The organism is Flavobacterium gelatinilyticum, assembly GCF_027111295.1.
In the GTDB taxonomy this organism is placed as follows: domain Bacteria; phylum Bacteroidota; class Bacteroidia; order Flavobacteriales; family Flavobacteriaceae; genus Flavobacterium; species Flavobacterium gelatinilyticum.
In genome coordinates, this window is sequence record NZ_CP114287.1 from 2,989,293 (window position 1) to 3,011,425 (window position 22,133).

The 22,133-nt window shown below is 33.6% G+C and carries 20 protein-coding genes; 11 read left to right on the plus strand and 9 right to left on the minus strand.

All coding sequences use genetic code 11. The annotated features are described in order from the left end of the window. The first annotated feature begins 1 nt into the window (after position 1). The 4 genes from OZP11_RS12630 (at position 2) to rpe (ending at position 3,922) form a co-directional block, all read left to right on the plus strand. On the plus strand, positions 2 to 553 hold the full coding sequence (locus OZP11_RS12630; protein WP_281230921.1) for an RNA polymerase sigma factor: 552 nt from the start codon (positions 2 to 4) through the stop codon (positions 551 to 553). Further along, a complete protein-coding gene (locus OZP11_RS12635; RefSeq protein WP_281230922.1) occupies positions 543 to 2,027 on the plus strand; it encodes an outer membrane beta-barrel protein in 1,485 nt (494 codons plus the stop codon). Before OZP11_RS12630 ends, OZP11_RS12635 begins: the two co-directional genes overlap by 11 nt. An 85-nt stretch (positions 2,028 to 2,112) precedes the next feature. Continuing rightward, a complete protein-coding gene (locus tag OZP11_RS12640; RefSeq protein WP_007804760.1) occupies positions 2,113 to 2,976 on the plus strand; it encodes a sigma-70 family RNA polymerase sigma factor in 864 nt (287 codons plus the stop codon). 283 nt (positions 2,977 to 3,259) lie between these two features. After that, a complete protein-coding gene (gene rpe / locus OZP11_RS12645; protein WP_281230923.1) occupies positions 3,260 to 3,922 on the plus strand; it encodes a ribulose-phosphate 3-epimerase in 663 nt (220 codons plus the stop codon). On the opposite strand, the gene OZP11_RS12650 is transcribed toward rpe, so the two are convergent. Together OZP11_RS12650 and OZP11_RS12655 are read right to left on the minus strand one after the other, a co-directional pair. Beyond that, positions 3,899 to 4,684: a DNA/RNA non-specific endonuclease gene (locus tag OZP11_RS12650; protein ID WP_281230924.1), complete on the minus strand. Its 786-nt coding sequence runs from the start codon at positions 4,682 to 4,684 to the stop codon at positions 3,899 to 3,901. The two genes, rpe and OZP11_RS12650, sit on opposite strands and share 24 nt — an antisense overlap. Positions 4,685 to 4,768: 84 nt before the next feature. Further along, positions 4,769 to 6,958 carry a carboxy terminal-processing peptidase gene (locus tag OZP11_RS12655; RefSeq protein WP_281230925.1) on the minus strand — a complete coding sequence of 730 codons (2,190 nt, stop codon included), beginning with the start codon at positions 6,956 to 6,958 and terminating at the stop codon, positions 4,769 to 4,771. A gap of 211 nt (positions 6,959 to 7,169) precedes the next feature. Here OZP11_RS12655 and surE point away from each other — a divergent pair, with 211 nt between their 5' ends. Genes surE through OZP11_RS12680 form a run of 5 tightly spaced genes read left to right on the plus strand, consistent with a single transcriptional unit; the run spans position 7,170 to position 11,965 of the window. Continuing rightward, the gene (surE, locus tag OZP11_RS12660) at positions 7,170 to 7,949 is read left to right on the plus strand and encodes a 5'/3'-nucleotidase SurE (RefSeq protein ID WP_281230926.1); all 780 of its coding nucleotides are present in this window, start codon (positions 7,170 to 7,172) and stop codon (positions 7,947 to 7,949) included. Next, positions 7,942 to 8,214 (plus strand): hypothetical protein, encoded by a 273-nt coding sequence (locus tag OZP11_RS12665; RefSeq protein ID WP_281230927.1) that lies wholly within the window; start codon positions 7,942 to 7,944, stop codon positions 8,212 to 8,214. Before surE ends, OZP11_RS12665 begins: the two co-directional genes overlap by 8 nt. Positions 8,215 to 8,249: 35 nt before the next feature. Then, positions 8,250 to 9,365 carry a lipid-A-disaccharide synthase gene (gene lpxB / locus OZP11_RS12670; protein ID WP_281230928.1) on the plus strand — a complete coding sequence of 372 codons (1,116 nt, stop codon included), beginning with the start codon at positions 8,250 to 8,252 and terminating at the stop codon, positions 9,363 to 9,365. 11 nt (positions 9,366 to 9,376) lie between these two features. Then, entirely contained in the window at positions 9,377 to 9,883 is a 507-nt protein-coding gene (locus OZP11_RS12675; RefSeq protein ID WP_281230929.1) for a C40 family peptidase, read from the plus strand. Between the two features lie 45 nt (positions 9,884 to 9,928). Continuing rightward, entirely contained in the window at positions 9,929 to 11,965 is a 2,037-nt protein-coding gene (locus OZP11_RS12680) for a ComEC/Rec2 family competence protein (RefSeq protein ID WP_281230930.1), read from the plus strand. 4 nt (positions 11,966 to 11,969) lie between these two features. On the opposite strand, the gene OZP11_RS12685 is transcribed toward OZP11_RS12680, so the two are convergent. The 6 genes from OZP11_RS12685 to OZP11_RS12710 form a co-directional block, all read right to left on the minus strand. Next, positions 11,970 to 12,419, minus strand: coding sequence for a thioredoxin family protein (locus OZP11_RS12685; protein WP_281230931.1), 450 nt, complete (start codon positions 12,417 to 12,419; stop codon positions 11,970 to 11,972). A gap of 276 nt (positions 12,420 to 12,695) precedes the next feature. Next, complete coding sequence (locus OZP11_RS12690) at positions 12,696 to 13,148, minus strand: thioredoxin domain-containing protein (RefSeq protein ID WP_281230932.1); 453 nt, start codon at positions 13,146 to 13,148, stop codon at positions 12,696 to 12,698. Between the two features lie 210 nt (positions 13,149 to 13,358). Beyond that, positions 13,359 to 13,826: a thioredoxin family protein gene (locus OZP11_RS12695; RefSeq protein WP_281230933.1), complete on the minus strand. Its 468-nt coding sequence runs from the start codon at positions 13,824 to 13,826 to the stop codon at positions 13,359 to 13,361. A 53-nt stretch (positions 13,827 to 13,879) separates the two neighbouring features. Then, positions 13,880 to 15,373 carry a peptide MFS transporter gene (locus tag OZP11_RS12700; RefSeq protein WP_281230934.1) on the minus strand — a complete coding sequence of 498 codons (1,494 nt, stop codon included), beginning with the start codon at positions 15,371 to 15,373 and terminating at the stop codon, positions 13,880 to 13,882. Then, on the minus strand, positions 15,373 to 17,049 hold the full coding sequence (locus OZP11_RS12705) for a peptide MFS transporter (protein WP_349293779.1): 1,677 nt from the start codon (positions 17,047 to 17,049) through the stop codon (positions 15,373 to 15,375). Before OZP11_RS12705 ends, OZP11_RS12700 begins: the two co-directional genes overlap by 1 nt. 36 nt (positions 17,050 to 17,085) lie before the next feature. After that, on the minus strand, positions 17,086 to 19,257 hold the full coding sequence (locus tag OZP11_RS12710; RefSeq protein ID WP_281230936.1) for a S9 family peptidase: 2,172 nt from the start codon (positions 19,255 to 19,257) through the stop codon (positions 17,086 to 17,088). A gap of 180 nt (positions 19,258 to 19,437) precedes the next feature. Between OZP11_RS12710 and OZP11_RS12715 the strand changes: the two genes are divergently transcribed. Together OZP11_RS12715 and OZP11_RS12720 are read left to right on the plus strand one after the other, a co-directional pair. Continuing rightward, on the plus strand, positions 19,438 to 20,751 hold the full coding sequence (locus tag OZP11_RS12715; RefSeq protein ID WP_281230937.1) for a hydroxymethylglutaryl-CoA reductase, degradative: 1,314 nt from the start codon (positions 19,438 to 19,440) through the stop codon (positions 20,749 to 20,751). 96 nt (positions 20,752 to 20,847) lie between these two features. After that, on the plus strand, positions 20,848 to 21,762 hold the full coding sequence (locus tag OZP11_RS12720) for a GYDIA family GHMP kinase (RefSeq protein WP_281230938.1): 915 nt from the start codon (positions 20,848 to 20,850) through the stop codon (positions 21,760 to 21,762). On the opposite strand, the gene OZP11_RS12725 is transcribed toward OZP11_RS12720, so the two are convergent. Then, positions 21,763 to 22,113, minus strand: coding sequence for a hypothetical protein (locus OZP11_RS12725; RefSeq protein ID WP_281230939.1), 351 nt, complete (start codon positions 22,111 to 22,113; stop codon positions 21,763 to 21,765). It lies immediately after the preceding gene. Positions 22,114 to 22,133: the final 20 nt, after the last annotated feature.

The window sequence follows — 22,133 nt, forward strand, 5'->3', positions numbered from 1 at the left end:
TTTGAAATTAGATCAGCTCATAAAAGATTGTGTCAGGCAAAACAGAAAAGCGCAAGAAGAATTATACCAATTGTATAAAAACACTCTTTTTGTGCTTAGTCTGAAATATTGCCCTAATGAAGCGGAAGCCGAAGACAATCTGCATGATTCTTTTATTGAAATCTTTACCAATATCAAAAACTATAAGGGAAACGGAAGTTTTGAGGGCTGGATCAAAAGAATTACAATTAATAAAGCAATAACGAGATATAAACAATCGTACCTGCTTGTTGCTATTAAAGATGATTTCTCTGAAGACGACACTGTAAATGATAGCGAAATAGATTTTTCTCTTGAAACCATTTTATCTTTTGTTCAGAAACTACCGCACCAATACCGATTGGTTTTTAGTTTATATGAACTAGATGACTATTCGCATAAAGAAATTGCCTCCATGTTATCAATATCTGAAAGCACATCAAAATCAAATTTACATAGAGCAAAACAGATTTTGAAATTAAGAATCAAATCAAAAAACACATTTTATTATTCAAAACAAAAAAATGGAGAATAAAACGGAAATAGGAAAAGCAATCAAAAGTAAATTGGATAATTTAGACAAAAGTCCAAGTGATTTTGTATGGTCAAAAATTGAAAAGGATTTAAATAATAAAAGACGTAAAAGATTTTTATTATGGCTGATTCCTAGCATTCTAACTCTTACAATTTTATCTTCAGTGCTGTATTTTAATTCAGATTTCCATGAAAAAAATACAGCCCAAAAAACTCCATCTCAAAAAGACGTTCCTGATATAGTTTTTTCTAAAAAACAAACTTTGCCGGCAAACCTGCAAAAAAAAGGATTAGATGATATTACTACTGTTAAAAAAACCAAGACGGTAAAACTCGTAAAACAATCGACCAAATTTGTTACATCAACTAACGAATACGAAGAATACGAAGTTGTAAAAAAATACAAAGTCACTATTAAAAAAGAACAAATTACGGCAAGACCACTAAAAACCAACGCAAAAAATCCAAATACAATTAATAGTAAAAAACCAATTACAGCTTACAAAAAAGACAATCCTCGAAACTACATTGCAAAAAAAACAGAAACAGCTGATTACAAAAATCCGAAGAAATCTCAAAAAAAGAATATTAATGAAATTACAAGAAACACAAATCCTAAAAACTCAATCGCAGAAAACAAAATTCCAGAAAAAGACACTATAGCTTATAATAATCCTGAGAAAAATATAACTGTCACTACAGTAATAGATGAACCAAAAATTGATAGTATTACAAAAAAAGACAGTATAAACTTGAAGAAAAAAATAACAACAAAACGAGAGTATAAAGAGCGAATTGTTCAGCCTCAGAAAACCGAAACTGAACCTGAATTTACAATTTCTACTTTTTATGGTCCAGCGGTTTTTGGTTCTTTAAGTAATAAATCCATGATCAGCCCCAGAATGAATGATTTATCCAGAAGCCATCCTATTACCTCACATTATGGCGTTTATGTAAAAACAATGTATAACCAAATTGGTTTCAGAGCTGGATTTTCTAAAATAAATTTAAAAACATCAACGCGATTAAATCAGGATCTAATTTCAGATTACAACAATATAAATTTAAGAACAGAAGTAAACGTAAAAGCAATCTTCGGAGATTCGAACCAGGTAGATTTAGTTCAAAATCTCTCTTATTATGAACTGCCTATAGAGTTTAATTATGCAGTAAAAAAAGATGAGAGCAAAATTGGTATCGAAGCTTTTACAGGTTTTAGTTTTTTAATATTAGATAAAAATGCACTATACTTAAAATCAGAAAAAGTATCTGCACAAAATATTGGAGAAACAAAAAACATTTCCGGCACTGGCTTTTCTTATAATTTAGGTATCGGGTTAAGTTATAAACTGACAGAACATATAGCATTGGATATAAATCCATTATTTAAATATTATCTAAGCACTTCCAATAAAAATGAAGATGCTAAACCATACAGTCTTTCTCTTCAATCCGGCCTTAGTTATAAATTTTAAAAATATTTTTGATACAATTGTAACTTTTTAAATACTTCTTACGTATAACTATTTGTACACTTTAAAAAATAGAGAGACAAATAAGATGAGACAACTTAAAATCACCAAGCAGGTAACCAATCGTGAAACTGCATCGTTAGATAAATATCTACAAGAAATCGGAAAAGTTGACCTAATTACCGCTGATGAAGAGGTAGAATTAGCACAAAGAATAAAGGCTGGTGATCAAAGAGCTTTAGAAAAATTAACAAAAGCCAACCTACGTTTCGTTGTATCGGTTGCTAAACAATATCAAAATCAAGGTTTAACTCTTCCTGATTTAATTAATGAAGGAAACTTAGGGCTTATCAAAGCCGCACAGCGTTTTGATGAAACTCGTGGTTTCAAATTCATTTCTTACGCAGTATGGTGGATTCGTCAATCGATCCTTCAGGCTTTGGCAGAACAATCACGTATTGTTCGTTTACCATTAAACAAAATTGGTTCTATCAATAAAATCAACAAAATGTACGCATTATTAGAGCAGTCTAATGAGCGTCCGCCTTCTGCTGAAGAAATTGCAAAAGAACTGGACATGACTGTAAATGACGTAAAAGAGTCTATGAAAAACTCCGGTCGTCACTTATCGATGGATGCACCTCTTGTTGAAGGTGAAGATTCTAACCTTTACGACGTATTACGTTCCGGTGAATCTCCAAATCCTGACAGAGAGTTAATTCACGAATCATTACGTACTGAAATCGAGCGTTCTTTAGAAACATTAACTCCTAGAGAGGCAGATGTTGTTCGTTTGTATTTTGGACTTGGCGATCAGCACCCAATGACTTTAGAAGAAATTGGTGAAACTTTCGACTTAACCCGTGAACGTGTTCGTCAGATTAAAGAAAAAGCAATCCGTAGATTAAAACATACTTCAAGAAGTAAAATCCTTAAAACGTATCTTGGGTAATCACCCCAAATTTCCAATGAGAAAAATTCTAAACTTCAATTTACTTGGAGTTTAGTTTATAATTTCTTAAATTGGACAATAAAGCAAACAACAGTTTGATTGACTGTTCGTTTTTTGATTGATGATTGAAACTCCGGCTGATTACCGGAGTTTTTCATTTCTATTTTTTACCATTAAAATATTAAGCTCCATAAATAAAGACTTAATTTGATTAATCTCTTAATGGTTCAAAAAAACTTGCAGTTAAAAAAATTATCTTTGCAAAGAAAAACAACACACTACAATGAAAAATACACTTATTGCTCCTTCAGTTCTTGCGGCAGATTTTGCCAATTTACAGCGCGATGTCGAAATGATCAACAACAGTCAGGCAGACTGGTTTCATATTGATATTATGGACGGGGTTTTTGTACCAAATATTTCTTTTGGAATGCCGGTTTTAGAAGCTATTTCTAAACATGCAAAAAAAACAATAGATGTACATTTGATGATTATTGATCCGGATCGTTACATTAAAACTTTTGCCGATTTAGGAGCAGATAATCTAACCGTACACTACGAAGCCTGCACTCATTTACACAGAACGCTGCAGGCCATTAAAGCCGAAGGAATGAAAGCAGGAGTTGCAATCAATCCGCACACAAATATTGATCTTTTAGAAGATGTAATAAACGATATTGACCTGGTTTGCATAATGAGCGTAAATCCGGGGTTTGGCGGACAGTCTTTTATTGAAAATACGTATGCAAAAGTTAAGAAACTAAAAGATTTAATTGTACGCAAAAATGCACCAACACTTATCGAAATTGATGGTGGTGTAACCAGCAAAAATGCAAAACAATTAGTAGAAGCCGGAGCGGATGTTTTAGTTGCCGGAAGCTTTGTTTTTAAAGCAGAAAACCCAACTGAAACTATTGCCGATTTAAAAGTCCTTACTGCTTTTTAAATTTTTCAAATTAGGAAAAAAGTCAATTCCGGTCATTTTTTCCAAAGTTTCAATAGGAACTACAAAATCATAAATAGGCTTGTCACTGTCTTCATTTGGAACCAGAAAAGCTATTGCTCTATGTTCTTTTCCTGATTTAGTCAGTACAATTTTGTAAAAATATTTAGGAACAGAAACTTTTTCTGTTCCTATTTTTTTATCAGTATCCTTTAAAATTCCTCCTGTTACTACATAAATACCATTGTATTTTCCTGCCCAATAACGTGTTTTCTGTTCTATTCGATTCCAGATACCGCTATTGAAATCATGTTTTTGAGGCGAAATATTCGAAGTGTAGAAAGTATCATTGTAGGCTTCTTCACTAAATTCCATATCGCCCGCGGGGCATAAATGCCCTTTATCATAACCTGATTTTTTATAATTTCTCCAGTCTGCAGAACGAGTTGTTACTTTAGGATCTTCTATAAAATAAGGGCGCTTAAAATTATTGTTCTTCAAATATTCCTTCTTCAGTTCATACGCTACCCATTCTGCCTGTTCGTGTTTTTCACTGTATGAAAGCGTATAATATTTATGTTTCACTATCTGATTGGTCGTCGAAGTAGGCTCATAAGATACTGAATACAGAGATCCTGTATTACTTTGATTTGAAACAAACGAACTCTGCTCCTGATTTACCACTTCGCTCATTTGTGTGTCGTTTTCTTTTTTACAAGAGAATACCAGCAGACTGATCAACCCAATTATGTAGATATTTTTCATGAATACATTTATTTTTACATTAAAAAAAACGCTTCATAAATTACTTTAAGAAGCGTTTTAATAACAAATTAAATTTTTAAAATATTACGATTTTACTAATTTATCTTTTTTAACTTTTCCTGAAATGCTGTTTTTTACAGGAGGTCTTGATGATTGCAGATCGTCAAGTATATTTAGAGCCTCTTCTACATACACATCTTTAGACAATGCCTGATGCCACGCTTCTCTTTTCTCTTTTAAGGTAGCATCGTTGTTCATTTCGGTAACTTCATAAGGAAGTGAATTGAAAATCAGATTGTTTTTGTAATCTGAAATTGGTTTGTATTTTTTACCTTCATTTTCAACCTGCTCCTGAGTAGCTTTAAAACTTGTAATATTCAGACTGTATGTGTTTTCTTTGTTCTTAACATCAATCCATTTCGCATTTTCTTCTATGAGTTTGAATTGTGCATTTTGAGCAATTCTGGCGCGGCTGTTCTCAATTGCCTTAAGGAATCCCTGATTGTAAGTCCAGGTACTGTAATCAGCAGGATCAATTTTATCCCACGGCATAGCGTTATCAATATCGCGTTCTCCCATTTTTAGGTAAGCATAACGATCCGGCATTACCACATCACTGTGAACACCTTCAAGCTGCGTAGAACCACCGTTAATTCTATAGAATTTTTGGCCGGTAATTTTCAGAGCCCCTAAATCTCCGTAATTTGCGTTACGAACAAACTGATTCAAATCAAGTACATTTTGCACAGTACCTTTTCCGTACGTTTGTTTACTTCCAATGATAATACCACGTTTATAATCCTGAATCGCAGCAGCTAAAATTTCAGATGCCGAAGCAGAGAAACTGTTTACCATGATTACCAAAGGTCCGTCCCACTCGATTTTTTTATCTTTATCATAAAGAACCTCTTTCTTTTTTCCGGCAGATTTTACCTGAACAATTGGTCCTTCTTCAATAAATAAACCGGCGATATTCACAACTGTCGTAAGAGATCCTCCTCCGTCATCACGAACATCAAGAACAATACCGTTTACATTTTCTTTTTTAAGTCTTTCAACCTCAAGAGCAATATCTTTTCCGGCATCACGGCCGCCTTCCTGATTTTCAAAATCAATATAAAATTTAGGAAGATAGATAACACCGTACTTCAATCCGTTCTTTTCAACAATACTTGATTTAGCATACGTTTCTTCAATTTCAACAACATCTCTCACAATTGAAATTACTTTAATACTTCCGTCTACTTTTTTTACTGTAAGTTTTACTACAGTTCCTTTGTGTCCCTTGATTTTTTTCACCACATCATCAAGGCGCATTCCTACTACATCAACCGGTTCTTCATTGCCCTGAGCTACTTTTAAGATTAAATCTCCAGCTTCAAGTTCTTTTCCTTTCCATGCAGGACCACCTGAAATTAATTCATCGATTTGAGTAAAATCATTTTTCTTAGTCAGTCTTGCACCAATTCCTTCTAATTTTCCGCTGATATTAACATCAAAACGGTCTTTTTCTTCTGGAGCAAAATAGCTTGTATGCGGATCAAAACGAGCCATTATAGAATTCAAATACACTGAAAACCAGTAATCTTTATTCAAATCTTTAATAACACTAAAATTATCATCTAACGATTTTAAAGAGCTTTCGCGTGTTTCTTTTTCTAATGCTTCAAAAGATTTTTCTTTATAAGCGGCATCTTTTTTCTTCTTTTCCTCTTCAATTTTTTGTTTGGCCACCAAAGAAGAAAGCGTAGAAAGTTTGATTTGTTTTCTCCATCTTTCGTTAATTTCGGCTAAGTTTTTTGCATACGGAATTTTCTCGTAATCCGAGTTAAAAGTCTCATCTGCAGTATAATTGAAAGGCTGTGCTAAAATCGTTTTATAACGTTTTTTGCTTTCTTCCATTCTTTTCATCAATCTTGTATAGGTAAGATTAAAGAATGTAAGGTCTTTATTTAAAAACTGATCATCAAGCATTAATTCATACTGTTTAAACTCTTCAATATCAGATTGTAAAAAGAATCTTTTTGAAGGATCTAATGCATCAATATAATCTTTAAAAATTCCTTTCGAAAATTCATCATTTATTTCAGCAGGGCTGTAATGTCCTTTTTCAATAACAAATGCCAGTAATTCTAAAAGTGTCTTGTCCTTATTTGGATCCGGATCTTCATTGCGGTCTGCATTTATTTTAAAAGCAAACAGGGTCACAGACAAGCATAATACGGCTATAAGTATTTTATAATTTCTTTTCATAAACTCAATAATAGCATTCATCAAATTTTTTAATCTAAGTTACGGTAAAAACTACGCCGACATGCCAAGATCAGTATAATTTTTTGTTAAAGATATAAAAATGTTTGTTGTTCAAAAGTCTTCGCGAATTTAGTTTACAATTTTTATTTATTTGTTAGTATTCTACCAAAATCAGTTGTTACATTTGTTCTAACAAGCCTTAATTTTGATAAATTGAAAATCAATTCACAGCATGAAAAATGAAAAACCACTGATATTAGTAACCAATGATGACGGAATTCTGGCCCCCGGAATCAGGGCTTTAATAAGCGTTATGGAAACGATTGGCGATGTAGTTGTGGTTGCACCGGACAAACCTCAAAGCGCTATGGGTCACGCCATTACTATTAACAACACTTTGTTTTTGGATAAAATCTCCAAAGACGATGACGAGATTACAGAATACAGCTGTTCCGGAACACCGGTTGACTGTGTGAAACTGGCTGTCAATGAAATATTAAAAAGAAAACCGGATTTGTGCGTTTCAGGAATTAACCATGGAACCAATTCTTCGATCAATGTTATTTACAGCGGTACGATGAGTGCGGCTGTTGAAGCGGGAATTGAAGGGATTCAGGCAATTGGTTTTTCTCTATTGGATTTTAACTGGAATGCCGATTTTGAACCTGTAAAGTCATTCGTTAAAAAAATAACTTTAGAAACATTAAAAAACAAACTTCCTCCCGGTGTGGTTTTAAACGTTAACTTCCCGAAATTAAGCGAGAAAGAGATTAAAGGAATAAAAATCTGCCGTCAGGCAAAAGCCTATTATGCCCAGAAATTTGATAAAAGACAAACCCCTTTCGGGAAAGATTACTACTGGCTGACGGGTAAATTTACCAACGAAGACAAAGGAGAAGACACTGATGAATGGGCGCTTGAAAACGGATATGTATCTGTAGTTCCGGTTCAGTTTGACTTAACAGCTCACCATTCTATGCAGCAACTTAATACATGGAAATTAAATGAATAAAAAAGATTTTATTATCGGATTCCTTGTTGGAATTTTTACAGCACTGCTTGGCAGTTATTTGTTTATCAAATTTTTTACCAATTTTGATATTTCAACTGGTGTTCAAACCATTAGAGAACATGGTTATTTAGGAAAAGTAATTACCATCGGAACGACCTTAGACCTGGCTGTATTTCTTCTTCTGTTAAACAGAAATAAAGAAATGATGGCAAGAGGTGTAATTCTGGCAGTGATTCTTCTGGCCATTTCAACAATTATTATTTAAACCCTATCTTTGTGCTGCAATAAAAACTTGTCGATATGAAATACTATATTATAGCGGGTGAAGCTTCCGGAGATTTACATGGCTCAAATTTAATGAAGGCTTTATATGAAGAAGATCCTCAGGCTGAAATTAGATTTTGGGGCGGTGACCTAATGCAGAAAGCCGGCGGTACTTTAGTAAAACATTATCGTGATCTGGCTTTTATGGGTTTTATTGAAGTGCTTTTTAACCTAAAAACCATTTTAAACAACATCAAGATCTGCAAAAAAGATATTGCCGAATTCAAGCCCGATGTTTTGATTTTTATTGATTATCCTGGTTTTAATATGCGCATTGCAAAATGGGCTAAAGAATTGAATTACAAAACACATTATTATATTTCACCGCAAATCTGGGCGTGGAAAGAAAACCGTATCAATGCCATTAAACAGGACATTGATAAAATGTTTGTCATCCTTCCTTTCGAAAAAGGTTTTTATGAAGACAAACATCATTTTCCGGTAGATTTTGTGGGCCACCCTTTAATTGATGCTATTCAGAATCAGCCGGCATTTGACGAAGCTGCTTTTAGACTGGAACACAAATTAGGTGACAAACCTATTATTGCCGTTTTGCCCGGAAGCCGTAAACAGGAAATTACCAAAATGCTGAGTGTAATGTTAAGCGTTGTTGATGATTTTCAGGATTATGAATTTGTAATTGCAGGCGCTCCAAGTCAGGATTACGAATTTTACCAGCAGTTTATCAAAAATAAAAACATCGCATTTGTTTCAAATAAAACATATGACTTATTACGCTCTTCGACAGCTGCTCTGGTTACCTCGGGAACTGCAACTCTGGAAACCGCATTATTTAAAGTACCAGAAGTAGTTTGTTATAAAGGAAGTGAGATTTCATATCAGATTGCCAAACGAATTATTACCTTAAAATACATCTCGCTTGTTAACCTAATTATGGATCAGGAGGTTGTAACCGAATTGATCCAGAATGACTGCAATACAAAACGCATCAAAGAAGAACTTTCGAAATTACTTGAGCCTTCTTACAGAGAAAAAATTCTTAAAAATTATGATATTTTAGAAGAAAAACTGGGCGGAGTTGGTGCAAGTAAAAAAACCGCAAAACTTATCGTTGCCGATTTAAAAGCTTAAAAATATTTGTTTTGAAAAAAGTATTTATATTTCTCTTTCTATCTGTTCTGTTTGCTTCTTGTAAATCAGCTTCGACCGCAACCACAGTAAGCAAAAGTGAAACGAAAAAAGAATCGAAAAAAGAAAACAGAACTCTTGTAAAAAATTTAATCGAAACTGCTGTAGATAATATCGGTATAAAGTATAAAGCCGGAGGAACAAACAGAAGAAGCGGTTTTGACTGCTCCGGACTAGTTTATACTACTTTTGAATCTGAAAATATAAAACTGCCGAGAAGTTCTTATGAACAGGCAAAAATTGGAAAAGTAATTCCGCTAAACGACGCCAAAAAAGGCGATTTAATCTTCTTTAAAACAAACAAAAGCAGGCAGATTAATCATGTCGGCCTGATTACCGAAGTAAATTCAGATGAAATAAAATTTGTGCATTCTTCTACATCAAAAGGCGTTATTATTTCTTCAACAAAAGAACCGTACTACAAAAATTCGTTTGAACAGGTAAACCGAATTATCGAATAAATAAAATATATTTATTTTCTTACAAATATTTAATACTTTTGCTTGATGAAAGTATTAGATTTTCCGTTATTCAAAATAACGATCAGTTTTATAATCGGTGTTTTAATTTCATATTACTGTCATCCTGAAATGAAAACAGCATTTGCTTTTGCAGGTGTTTCAGGCCTTTTATTACTGCTTTCCTATTTCCTATCCAAACGGAATAAAAACTACAGTACATTTTTCGGAATCTGCTCAAATTTAATTTCACTTTCAGTTGGGCTATGTGTTATCATTATTCATACGGACAGCTTTGATAAACGAAATTACACACATTCTCAAAGCGCTTTTGAAAAACAACAGTACATAACTTTTACACTCCGTGAAAAGTTAAAAAGTAACGATTATAACGATCGGTACATTGGACTTATAAATACAATTGATAATAAAATATTTACAGGCAGAATTATTGTAAATGTCCAGAAAGACAGCTTACAAAATCCGCTGATAATAGGAAATATTCTAAGAGTTAAAACTACTTTACAAAAAACAACTTCCAACAAAAATCCCAATCAGTTTGATTATAGCAGATATTTGGCTGACAAACAAATATATGCTCAGTTATATTGCAGAAAATCTGAAATTAAAATCAGTACAAAAATCCAAAAAGACATTTGGTATTATTCAGGCCGTCTGCATTCGAAAATCTTAAGAAATCTTCAAAAATCAAATTTCAATACCGAAGAAATGAATGTGGCACTTGCTCTAATTTTAGGCCAGCAGCAGGAAATTTCATCCGAGATTATCAAAGATTACCAATATTCCGGCGCCACCCACATTTTGTCTGTTTCAGGATTGCACGTTGGTTTTATTATGCTCTTCATTACATTCGTTTTAAAACCAGTTCCTAATACGCGCAAAGGTTCTGCACTAAAACTGGCTTCTATATTGATTTCTCTAGCCGGCTTTGCAGTAATTTCAGGTTTATCACCTTCGGTATTACGTTCCGTTGTAATGTTTTCTTTTGTTGCAGTTGGGAATCATTTACGCAGAAGCGGCAATATTTATCATACACTGCTGGTTTCTATGCTTTTAATATTATTATTTGAACCCTATTTTTTATTTGATGTAGGTTTTCAGCTGAGTTACTTAGCCCTGTTTTTTATTATTTGGCTGCAGCCGGTTTTGGCAAAAATCTGGAATCCAAAAAACAAAATAGCAGTCTACCTCTGGAATGCTCTAACGGTGTCATTTGCGGCTCAAATAGGAACACTTCCGCTATGTCTTTACTACTTTCATCAGTTTCCGGGTTTATTTTTTGTAACCAACATTATCATTCTCCCTGTTTTATCCTTTATTATGATTGCAGGGATCATTGTCATGCTGACTGCTGTTTTTACGAACCCTCCCTCGTTTCTAATGTTTATTTTTGAAAAAAGCATTTACATTTTAAACCAAATGATTCATTATGTTGCTTCATTTGAATCTTTTGTAATTCGGGATATCAGCTTTAATTTCTATTATTTAATTACTTTATCACTTGTCATAATTACCATTACAATATGGTTTAAAAAGGCGGCTTACTTTAAACTCGTTCTCGTTTTTATTTCTGTAATCCTGCTGCAATTATCTTTCATTTATACAAAAAAAGAGGTGGCTGTACAACAGGAACTAATTGTATATAATACAAAAAAGAAAAGCCTGATATCGATCAGAAAAGGGCAGAATATCATTCTTTTTACAAATGATACGCTTGGCATCCAAAAAGAAAAAGAGTACCTTTTAAACTCTTATGTTGTTGGTAGTTTCAGCAAAATTGATAAAACAAAAAGACTTAACAATATGTTATTTTTTAATGGCAGAAAAATAGCTGTAATTGACAGCAGCGGTGTTTATGAAAACAAAGTCAATCCGGATATTATAATCCTGACCCAAACACCTAAAATTAATCTGGACAGACTTTTGGATAATCTACGTCCTAAAATAATTATTGCAGATGCATCAAATGCTTATACGATTCAGAAAAAATGGAAAGAAAGCTGTGCCCAAAAAAATATCCCTTTTCACGCCACGGCAGAAAAGGGATATTATAAAATGAACTGAGTTTTTATTCCGGATTCAAGATTAAATCAGAAGCTGCAATCCAGGCCTTTACTCCGGCCGGATTATACGACGTTTTTCCCAGTGTATTGAAATTTGTTTTTCCTTTACGCGTTACTGCATTCGCAAAGCAGACTTCAGGCAGATTTACAATTCCGAAAGCATTTTTCAGCATAATATTCTGCTCTCTTACTTCACTTGCAATAGCATTATCAGATAAATCAAGTCGAACTAAAATAACATTTCTGCGTGACCATTTTTCAAATTCCGACGTTTTAAAGATTTCATTTTGCAAATTATCGGGAGCATTTGATGATGTAAATAAAATCAGCATTGGTTTTCTCTCTTCGTTGCTTTGCGTAATAGCATCTGTCATATTTGTTTTCCATTCCAGGTTCTGGGATTTCATCACAAAGGATACCAATAAAAATAGTAGGATAAGTAGATTTCGGCTCATAAATTAATTTGGTTTATTAGTTGAGTTAATAAAACTAAATTAACATAAAACTAACACGTAACAACTTTCTTTAAGACAAATAGTTATAAAAACACGCATTAAAATGAAATTATTTATTTAAGCTTTAAAATTTAAAAAAAACGAAAAATTTCTGCCGTTTAAGTAATAAATGTATAATTTACATTTAACTTTTTTATAAAAAAATATCCCTTTCCATGCTAGTTTGAAAAGGGATTCTACAAATTAAACTAAGAAATCTTAATTTTAATCTATTTTTTATTCGCTTGGATGCAAAATATTATTCGATTCTGCAATCCAGGCTTTTGCTCCACCCGGTTTATAGGCTATTTTTCCAAGAGCACTAAATGTCGTTTTGTTTTTTCTCACAGAAGCAACTGCATAACAAACTTCAGGAAGATCCTGAACTCCAAATGCATTTTTTAATCTAACGTTTTGTTCTTTGTCTCCATCTGAAGCATTTATATCAGACAAATCCAGTTTTACAAGAACTACATTATCTCTTGACCAAACAGCAAAGTCCGGCGTTTTGAAGATTTCATTTTGAAGATTTTCCGGTACACCTGAGGCAGTGAATAAAATCAACATTGGTTTATTTTGTTCATTACTGATGGCAATTGCATCAGTCATATTCGTTCTCCAGGCTAAGGTTTGTGCCTGCATGAAAAATGAACCTAAAAAAAACAGTAGGATAAGTAATTTTTTAGTCATATGTATTGGTTTTGGTTAGTATAGCATAACGAAATTAACATAATATTTTAATTATCCAAATTATATACAGATAAAAAATACATTATATGTTTTTTTATTTGATAATAAATATTGAAATAATAAAAACCTACTAAAACACAAAACCTTTTCTTACAAAAAAAACTCCTTACAAAATATTGTAAGGAGTTTTTTAAAATCTTTATTTTCTATTTATGATTTTTTTGGATGCACAATGCTTTCTGCAACTGTTAACCAGGCAGACGGTCCTCCGGCAACATATCCTGTTTTACCAAGTCCTTTAAAGTTGATTTTTCCATCCTTAGATTCTGCACTTGTAAAAAACACTGTTGGAAATCCCTGAATAGCAAAAGCCATTTGCAATTCATTATTCTGGGTTTTTATCTCAGGTGTCTGAGGAACACTTCGAGGATAATCCAACTCTACTAAAACAACATTATCAAGAGCCCATTTTTTAAATTCGGCAGTTTTTAAAACCTCGTTTTGCAAACGAATACACCAGCCGCACCAATCGCTTCCCGTAAAGAACATTAACATAGGCTTTTGCTGTTTATTACTTACCGTAATTGCCTCTCTAACATCAGTATACCACTTTAATTCCTGAGCCTGACTAACAAAAGAAACGGCTATAAAAAAGGCTGTCAATATTATTCTTTTCATAATCTGTTATTTTTCAGCAAATTTAAACAAAAAACCAATTCCAAAAACGGTAATTATTTTACTTCCTGCATTAATCTTTTAATCAACGGAGTAGTAACAATAAGTACAATACCCGCAATAAGAGCATACACTGCTAATTGATAATAACCATCTGTATACGCTATTAGTTTAGACATTAAAGTTGTTCCTGTATTAGCATCAGACATTTCAGCTCCTAATTTTCCGGCAGCAAACTGTCCAAATGCACTCGACAGAAACCATAATCCCATCATCATTCCAAATAATCGCTTAGGAGATAATTTTGTAATTACCGACATTCCGATTGGTCCAATACACAATTCTCCAAGTGTATATAAAAGATATCCTAAAGCAAATACATCCAGAGAACTTAATCCGTTTTCATCGACAAAGAATCTGGCACTGTAAAAAATAAAGAATCCGGCAGCTAATAAAATGAATGACAAACCAAACTTAATAACCGTATTAGGTTCTATTTTTTTCTTGAAAAGGAAAATCCAAAGCAATCCGACTAAAGGGCTGAAAATAATAACATAAAGTGAATTTATACTATTATTTACCACATTTGGATCAATACTAAAAAACAACATTTTGTTTGATAAATTATCTTTGGCAAACAGTGACAATGAACCTCCTGACTGTTCAGAAATTGCCATAAACATAAAGTACCCAAAAATAAATACAAAAGCAGCTAAAAGTTTTCGCTGTTGTTTAGAGTCTTTTATCTGAATTAATTCATATAAAAAATACCCTACCGCAGCAATCCCGATTGTGTACATGAAATATTCTGTAAAATCAGAATTGATAACCATTATATACACTAATGGAATAACAACAAAAGAACCAACATAAACAGCTGTTTCATACAAACTGCGTTTTTTAGGTGTCTGATTTTCCAGCGGCGAGTTTCCTATTGGTGCTAAATGCTTTTTCGTTAAAAGAAAAGTTACGACTCCAATAATCATCACAATTGCTGCAGAAAGAAAACAAAGACTCCATGAGTAGTTTTTTCCTAAGTAAATAGGAATCGCACCTCCCAGCATGCCGCCAATATTAATTCCGGCATAGAATAAACCGTAACCTGCATCACGACGACCATCGTTTTCATGATACAACTCTCCTACCATTGAAGACACATTAGGTTTAAAAAAACCTGTACCAATAATAGAAAGAGTAATTCCATAGTAAAAGAAATCATGCGGAGATGCTGCTATTAGCAGATTCCCCAGAATCATGACAATTCCTCCAAAAAGGAGCGATTTCTTGAACCCTAATATTTTATCGGCAAAAATACCGCCTATAAAAGTAAATGCATAAACAAAAGCCTGAATAGCTCCGTATTGTAAATTTGCTTTTCCCTCCAGAAGACCTAACTGATCCACCATAAAAAAAGCCAAAACCCCTCTCATTCCGTAGAAACAAAAACGTTCCCACATTTCAACCAAAAACAAATACCATAATTGCTTTGGATATTTGCCTTTAAAATTTTGAATTTCTTCTAATGTAATTGTATTATTCTTACTCTCCATTATCTAACACCGTGCATTAATTTTTTTAACAATGGAGTTAAAGCAAATAATAAAATTGCCGCAATACCAGTCAGAACAACAAAAACCATGAAAAACTCATATAAGTTATGAATCTCAAATCCTGCAAAAACCGGATTTTGAGCACTAATTTGATGGTGATCTAATAAAGCAATCTGTTCTGCTGTAGGCGTTATTGTTTTATCTAAAACAGCCTGAAGATCGATTCCTAATTCTTTTGCTTTTGCAAATTTATCACCCGTTGCAGGTAAGATAGAACCTAAAGTTCCACCTAAAGCATAACCAGATGCGTTAGACAAAAAGAATACTCCATATAATAATGATGCAAAACGTTTTGGAGATAATTTACCAACCAATGACAAACCAATTGGAGATAAACACAACTCAGCACATGTATTTAAGAAATATAATAAAATAAGCCATTTAACTAACAAAAGTCCTGAAGTTCCAATATAAGAAACCTGAGTTGCAATCATTAAAAAGCTGATAGAAATTATTACTAAACCAGCAGCCAATTTTACCGGCGAAATTGGTTCTTTGCCTTTAGCTCTTAAAGTATCCCAAAGAACACTAAAAGGAACTGCTAAAATAACAACGAACATTCCGTTAAAAATCTGAACCATCGACGGCGGCATTGACCAGCCGAAGAAATGTCTGTCTGTTTGATTATCTGCAATAAAAGTCAAAGATGAACCTGCCTGCTCAAACGCAGCCCAGAAGAAAATAATAAAGAACGAAACAATGTAAATTACATAAATTCTGTCTCTTTCAATCTTTGTTAACGAAGTATCCGAAATAATTAATCCTGCCAATGCCAGACCACTTGAGTAAATCAAAGTATAAATCAGGTTCTGACCTACAACATAATGAAAAAAGAACCCTAAAGCCACAAAAGCAATTCCTGCAATTGCAAGAGACTGAGTAGAAAAGTTTGCCTGCTGTGCTTCTCCTTCTTCAAAATCTGAAGCATCATTTTTAGAAGGAAGTCCTCCTAACGCTTTCCCTTCCGGAGAAACTACATATTTATTTTTTAAGATGTAAAAAAGAATAGTTCCCAACAACATCGCAACAGAAGCTGCCATGAATCCCCATCTAAAAGCATGAATATCTCTAATTCCGCCTGCATCTTTAACATCTCCTAATAAAGGACAAATTGACTGCCCAAGAAAAGCTCCAATGTTGATTCCCATATAGAAAATAGTGAAAGCACTATCTAATTTTGTCTTTTCCTGCTTTGGATACAAACTTCCCACCATACTGGAAATGTTTGGTTTGAAGAATCCGTTACCAAAAACAATTACACCCAATGCAGAATACATAATGATTTTTGCCAAATCTAAATTAGATTCAAAAACACTTCCGCTGGTAAACAAAAGCATTTGACCAATTGCCATTAATAATCCCCCTAATAAAATACAGTTTCTGTTTCCTAAATAACGATCGGCAACAAAGCCTCCAAGCATTGGAGTTAAGTAACAAAGTCCAAGAAAACCTCCGTAAATTAAAGAAGCTTCTTCTTCCTTCATCAATAATGAATTCACAAGGAATAATGTTAATAAAGCACGCATTCCATAAAAATTGAATCGCTCCCACATCTCCGTTCCAAACAATACCCAAAGTCCTTTCGGATGCGCGGTTTTTACCTGAGTTTCCTTCATATTATCCATTATTATATTTTAAATTATAGAGTTATTTTATAAATTTTCTTTGATGAAATTAGTCATTTTATTGTAAAGCTGAATTCTGGTTTTTCCGCCGTAAATACCGTGGTCTTTGTCCGGATAAATCTGAGAATCAAACTGTTTGTTAGCCTGAATTAAAGCTTCCATCATCTGCATAGTATTTTGAACATGCACATTGTCATCTCCAGAACCGTGAATCAATAAAAACTTGCCTTTTAATTTATCAACGTGATTTATAGGAGAGTTTTGATCATATCCGCTTGCATTTTCCTGTGGAGTCTGCATGTATCTTTCTGTGTAAACACTATCATAAAAACGCCAGTTTGTAACCGGAGCAACGGCAATTGCCATTTTAAACACATCATTCCCCTGAAAAATACAGTTAGACGCCATAAATCCTCCGTAACTCCATCCGAAAACTCCAATTCTTGAAGCATCAACATATGGATAAGCACTAATTACTTTTGCTGCATCGATCTGATCTTCAACTTCGTATTTCCCTAATTCTTTCTGAGTCACTTTTTTAAAATCAGCTCCTTTATAACCTGTTCCTCTTCCGTCAACACAAGCTACAATGTAACCTTGCTGCGTTAAAGAAAGAAACCAGTAATCATTAGAATTGTTCCATTGGTTGTTTACCTGTTGTGATCCGGGACCAGAATACTGATACATGAAAACAGGGTATTTTTTTGAAGGATCAAAATCTTTTGGTTTTAAAATCCACGCATTTAACTCGTTTCCTTTTGCTGTTTTTAAAACAAAATATTCTTTTGAAGGAAGGTTATATGCTTTTAATTTATCGGCAAGAGCCTGATTGTTTTCGATAACCTGAATTTCTTTTCCTGTTTTAGCCTCATTTAAAGTATACGTTGTAGGCTGTGCATTACTTGAGAAAGTAGTAATAAAGTATTGGAAATTTGGACTGAAGGTAGCCGCACTTGTCCCTACTTTTGAAGATAATCGAGTTTTGTTTTTTCCGTCTAAACCAACACGATAAAGATCTCTGTTTATAGAACCATTTTCTGTAGACTGATAGAAAATAGTTTTTGTTTTTTCGTCGAAACCGTAGTATGAAGTAACTTCCCAGTTTCCTTTTGTAACCTGATTTTTTAGTTTTCCGGTTTTGTCATACACATAAATATGATTAAAACCATCTTTTTCGCTTGTCCAGATAAAGCTGTTATCTTTTAGGAAGGTCAAATTATCCGTAACATCAACATATGCTTTGTCTTTTTCGTTTAAAACTACTTTTGCAGCAGCAGTAGTTCCGTCAATAAATAACAAGTCAAGATTATCCTGGTGGCGGTTTAAAACCTGAGCTGATAATACGTTATTATCATTTGTCCACTGCATCCTTGCGATATAGAAATCATTGTAATTTCCTAAATCTACTTTTTTAGAAGAATTTCCTGACGCATCATAAATGTGTAATGATACTACAGAGTTTTTTTCTCCTGCTTTAGGATATTTAAAAGTGTCAATTGTAGGATACAAATCTTTGTGAAACATCGACATTGAAAATTCCGGAACCTGACTTTCATCAAAACGGATATAAGCCAGTTTTTTACTGTCCTTACTCCAGTCAAAAGCCCGGACAAAAGCAAATTCTTCTTCGTAAACCCAGTCTGTAATACCGTTTATAATTGCGTTTTTCTTTCCATCTGTTGTAACCGGAGTCGATTGTTTTGATGCAATATCATAAATATAAAGGTTATTCTCTTTTGCGTAAGCTATTTTAGTGCCGTCTGGAGAAAAAGTAGGCTCCTGGATCTGGAAATCAACCAGCTTTGTCAGTGTTTTTGCAGCTATATCATATAAAAAATAATCGGCAGTAAACGAGTGACGGAAAATTTTAGTTGAATTACAAGCAATTAAAATCTTTTTTTCAGAAGCATCAAAAACATAGCTGTCAATTCCGTCTGCGAGTTCCTTAAAGTTTTTAGTATCAATTAAATTGGATACTTTTTTTAAAGTGGCAAAATCGTACAAATCAACCTGCATTGTTCTGCTGGTATAATCAACGTTTAGAACCGTGTATTGATTTGTATTCTTTAAGGATTGTAATTCGTCCATTCCTTTAGCACGAAATGTGCCTCCAAAAACATTTTCGACAGTAATTTTCTGCTGCCCAAAAACGACCGCAGTTAAAAATAAAAATACTGCAGTAAATTTACTTGTATTCATTAGAATTATTTTAAATATAAAAAGAGCCCAATTTTAGTAAAAAAAATAAACATAATACACATTTTAAGTGTTAAATGTTAAAAAAAAGAACGATTGCGTATGGGCAAGTTTCAAATACATTGCAATCAAAACTCTTAAAATAGTATCTTTGCAGCAACATTATTATTTAATATATTGAGAATGAACAACGCTGTTGCCGGATTTTCTAAATTATCCAAAAAGGAAAAAATTAACTGGATTGCCAAAGAATATTTTTCTACGCCTGAAGAAGCCCTTACTATTATAAGAAATTACTGGAATTCAGACGAAAAGCTTCAACAGCTGCATGATGAATTTATTGAGAATACGATTACCAATTTATATATTCCGCTTGGAGTTGCTCCCAATTTTCTTATAAACGGAAACTATAAAACCATTCCAATGGCGATTGAGGAAAGTTCAGTTGTAGCCGCTGCATCAAAAGCAGCAAAGTTCTGGTCGACACGCGGCGGTTTTAAAACCACCATAATCAATACCGAAAAAATAGGTCAGGTGCATTTTAATTTTAATGGAGATGCCGAAAAACTTCAGTCTTTTTTTCAGGAAATAAAACCTAAATTTTTCACCGAAACCCAAAGCATTACCAAAAATATGCAGGAACGCGGCGGTGGAATTTTAGATATTCAGTTAAAAGATAAAAGAAACCTGCTGGAAAATTACTTTCAGCTTCATGCTGCTTTTGAAACTAAAGACAGCATGGGAGCAAATTTTATCAATTCCTGTCTTGAACAATTTGCATCGACTTTAAAAGAACAATTTGAGGATTCTCATTTATTTTCTCCAGACGACAAACTGGAGGTCATTATGAGTATTTTATCTAATTATGTACCACATTGTCTTGTACGCGCAGAAGTTTCGTGTCCGATTGAAGATCTTCAAGAAAAACATATCCCGAATCCACAAAAATTTGCAGAACGCTTTGTTCAGGCGGTTCAGATTGCCGAAATTGAGCCTTTTAGAGCCGTAACCCATAATAAAGGGATTATGAATGGCGTTGACGCAGTTGTTCTGGCAACTGGAAATGACTTTAGAGCTATTGAAGCCGGAGTTCACGCTTACGCGTCAAAAAACGGTCAGTATGCTAGTTTATCTCATGCCAAAATCGAAAACGGAATCTTTACTTTCTGGCTTGAAATCCCTTTGGCTTTAGGAACTGTAGGAGGTTTAACTTCACTGCATCCACTGGTAAAATTATGCCTGGAAATACTTCAAAAACCATCGGCGACTGAATTAATGGAAATAACTGCTGTTGCAGGATTGGCTCAAAATTTTGCCGCTTTACGTTCTTTAACTACCACTGGTATTCAGGAAGGTCATATGAAAATGCACCTGAACAATATCATTAATCAATTTGAGGCCACAGAAGAGGAACGCCATTTAATCAAAACTCATTTTAAAAAGACAACTGTCACACACAGCGCTGTAGTTGAGTTTATTGAAAATTTAAGAAAATAATTAAAAGTCTGCCCGCTTTCCCTTTTTTATCTTTTCGGAATATCTTTGAGAATACAAGAAAAGAACAGGGATTATCATCGGGTTAAAAATATACGTATGCCAGCAACTTTTTACAGTAACGGAAAATTATTTATCTCTGGAGAATATCTTGTTTTAGACGGTGCCGATGCTTTTGCATTACCCACAAAATTTGGTCAGAATTTAGTTGTCGAAGACGGAAAAGACCGAATCATAAACTGGAAAAGTTATGATTATAACAATACACTTTGGTTTGAAAACACAATTTCATTTGATGAAATAATAAACAACTCTAAGTCAGAGGTTGAGACTGTGAAATCTACACTGATTAATATTCTGCATGAAGCTTATGTTTTAAATCCGGAATTTATTGATCAGTCTAAAGGATACACAATTACAACGAATCTTACTTTTCCAAGAAACTGGGGATTAGGAACATCTTCGACTTTAATCAATAATATTGCGCAGTGGACAAAAATTAATGCTTTTACCCTGCTCAAAAACAGTTTTGGCGGAAGCGGTTATGACATTGCCTGCGCTCAAAATAACACGCCGATTATTTACAAGATAAAAAACAACGAAGTTGAAACAGTGCCTTTCAGCCCTGATTTTACAAAAAACATATACTTTGTTTACCTTAATAAAAAACAGAGCAGTAAAGCAGCGATTCATGCTTATAACAAACATAAAGATCAAAACTTAGCCAAAAGCGTTGCCGAAAATAATAAAATAACAAAAGCAATCTTAAATGCAAAAACTTTAAAAGAATTTGCATACGCGGTAGAAAAGCATGAAAATCACTTAAGCGACATTCTGGAAATAAAGACCATAAAAGAAATTGCTTTTCCTGATTTTAACGGTACTATTAAAAGTCTTGGCGCCTGGGGCGGTGATTTTGTAATGGTGGTTTCAAAAGAAGATCCAAAGGAATATTTCAAATCGAAAGGATACGATACGATTCTTTCTTACAACGAAATGATTTTACAGGAATAACTAAACGTTTACTTTTTGGTCTTCAGCAGGTTCTGACTCGAGACGTCGCACTTTTTCATTTTCCTGTTCGTTAGATTCAATAAGGGTGTTATGAAGGCGTTCTGCCATTTTTTCGATGCTGTTTGTAATAGAATCGTAAACTAATTCCATACGGCGGTGCTTTTCTTCTTTTACAGCTTTCAACACATCTTCAACAAAAACCTTATCATATTTTTCCGCAACCGAATCACGGGTATTGGTAAGTCGTATTACGTAATCGTTACTCAAAATAGTAACTTTAAAATGCTGCTCCTCATTACTTAGGTAATATTTTCCTCCAAGCTCATCTACATTAATATCTGTACTGCTCACTTTTAAAAGTTCCGTAATTA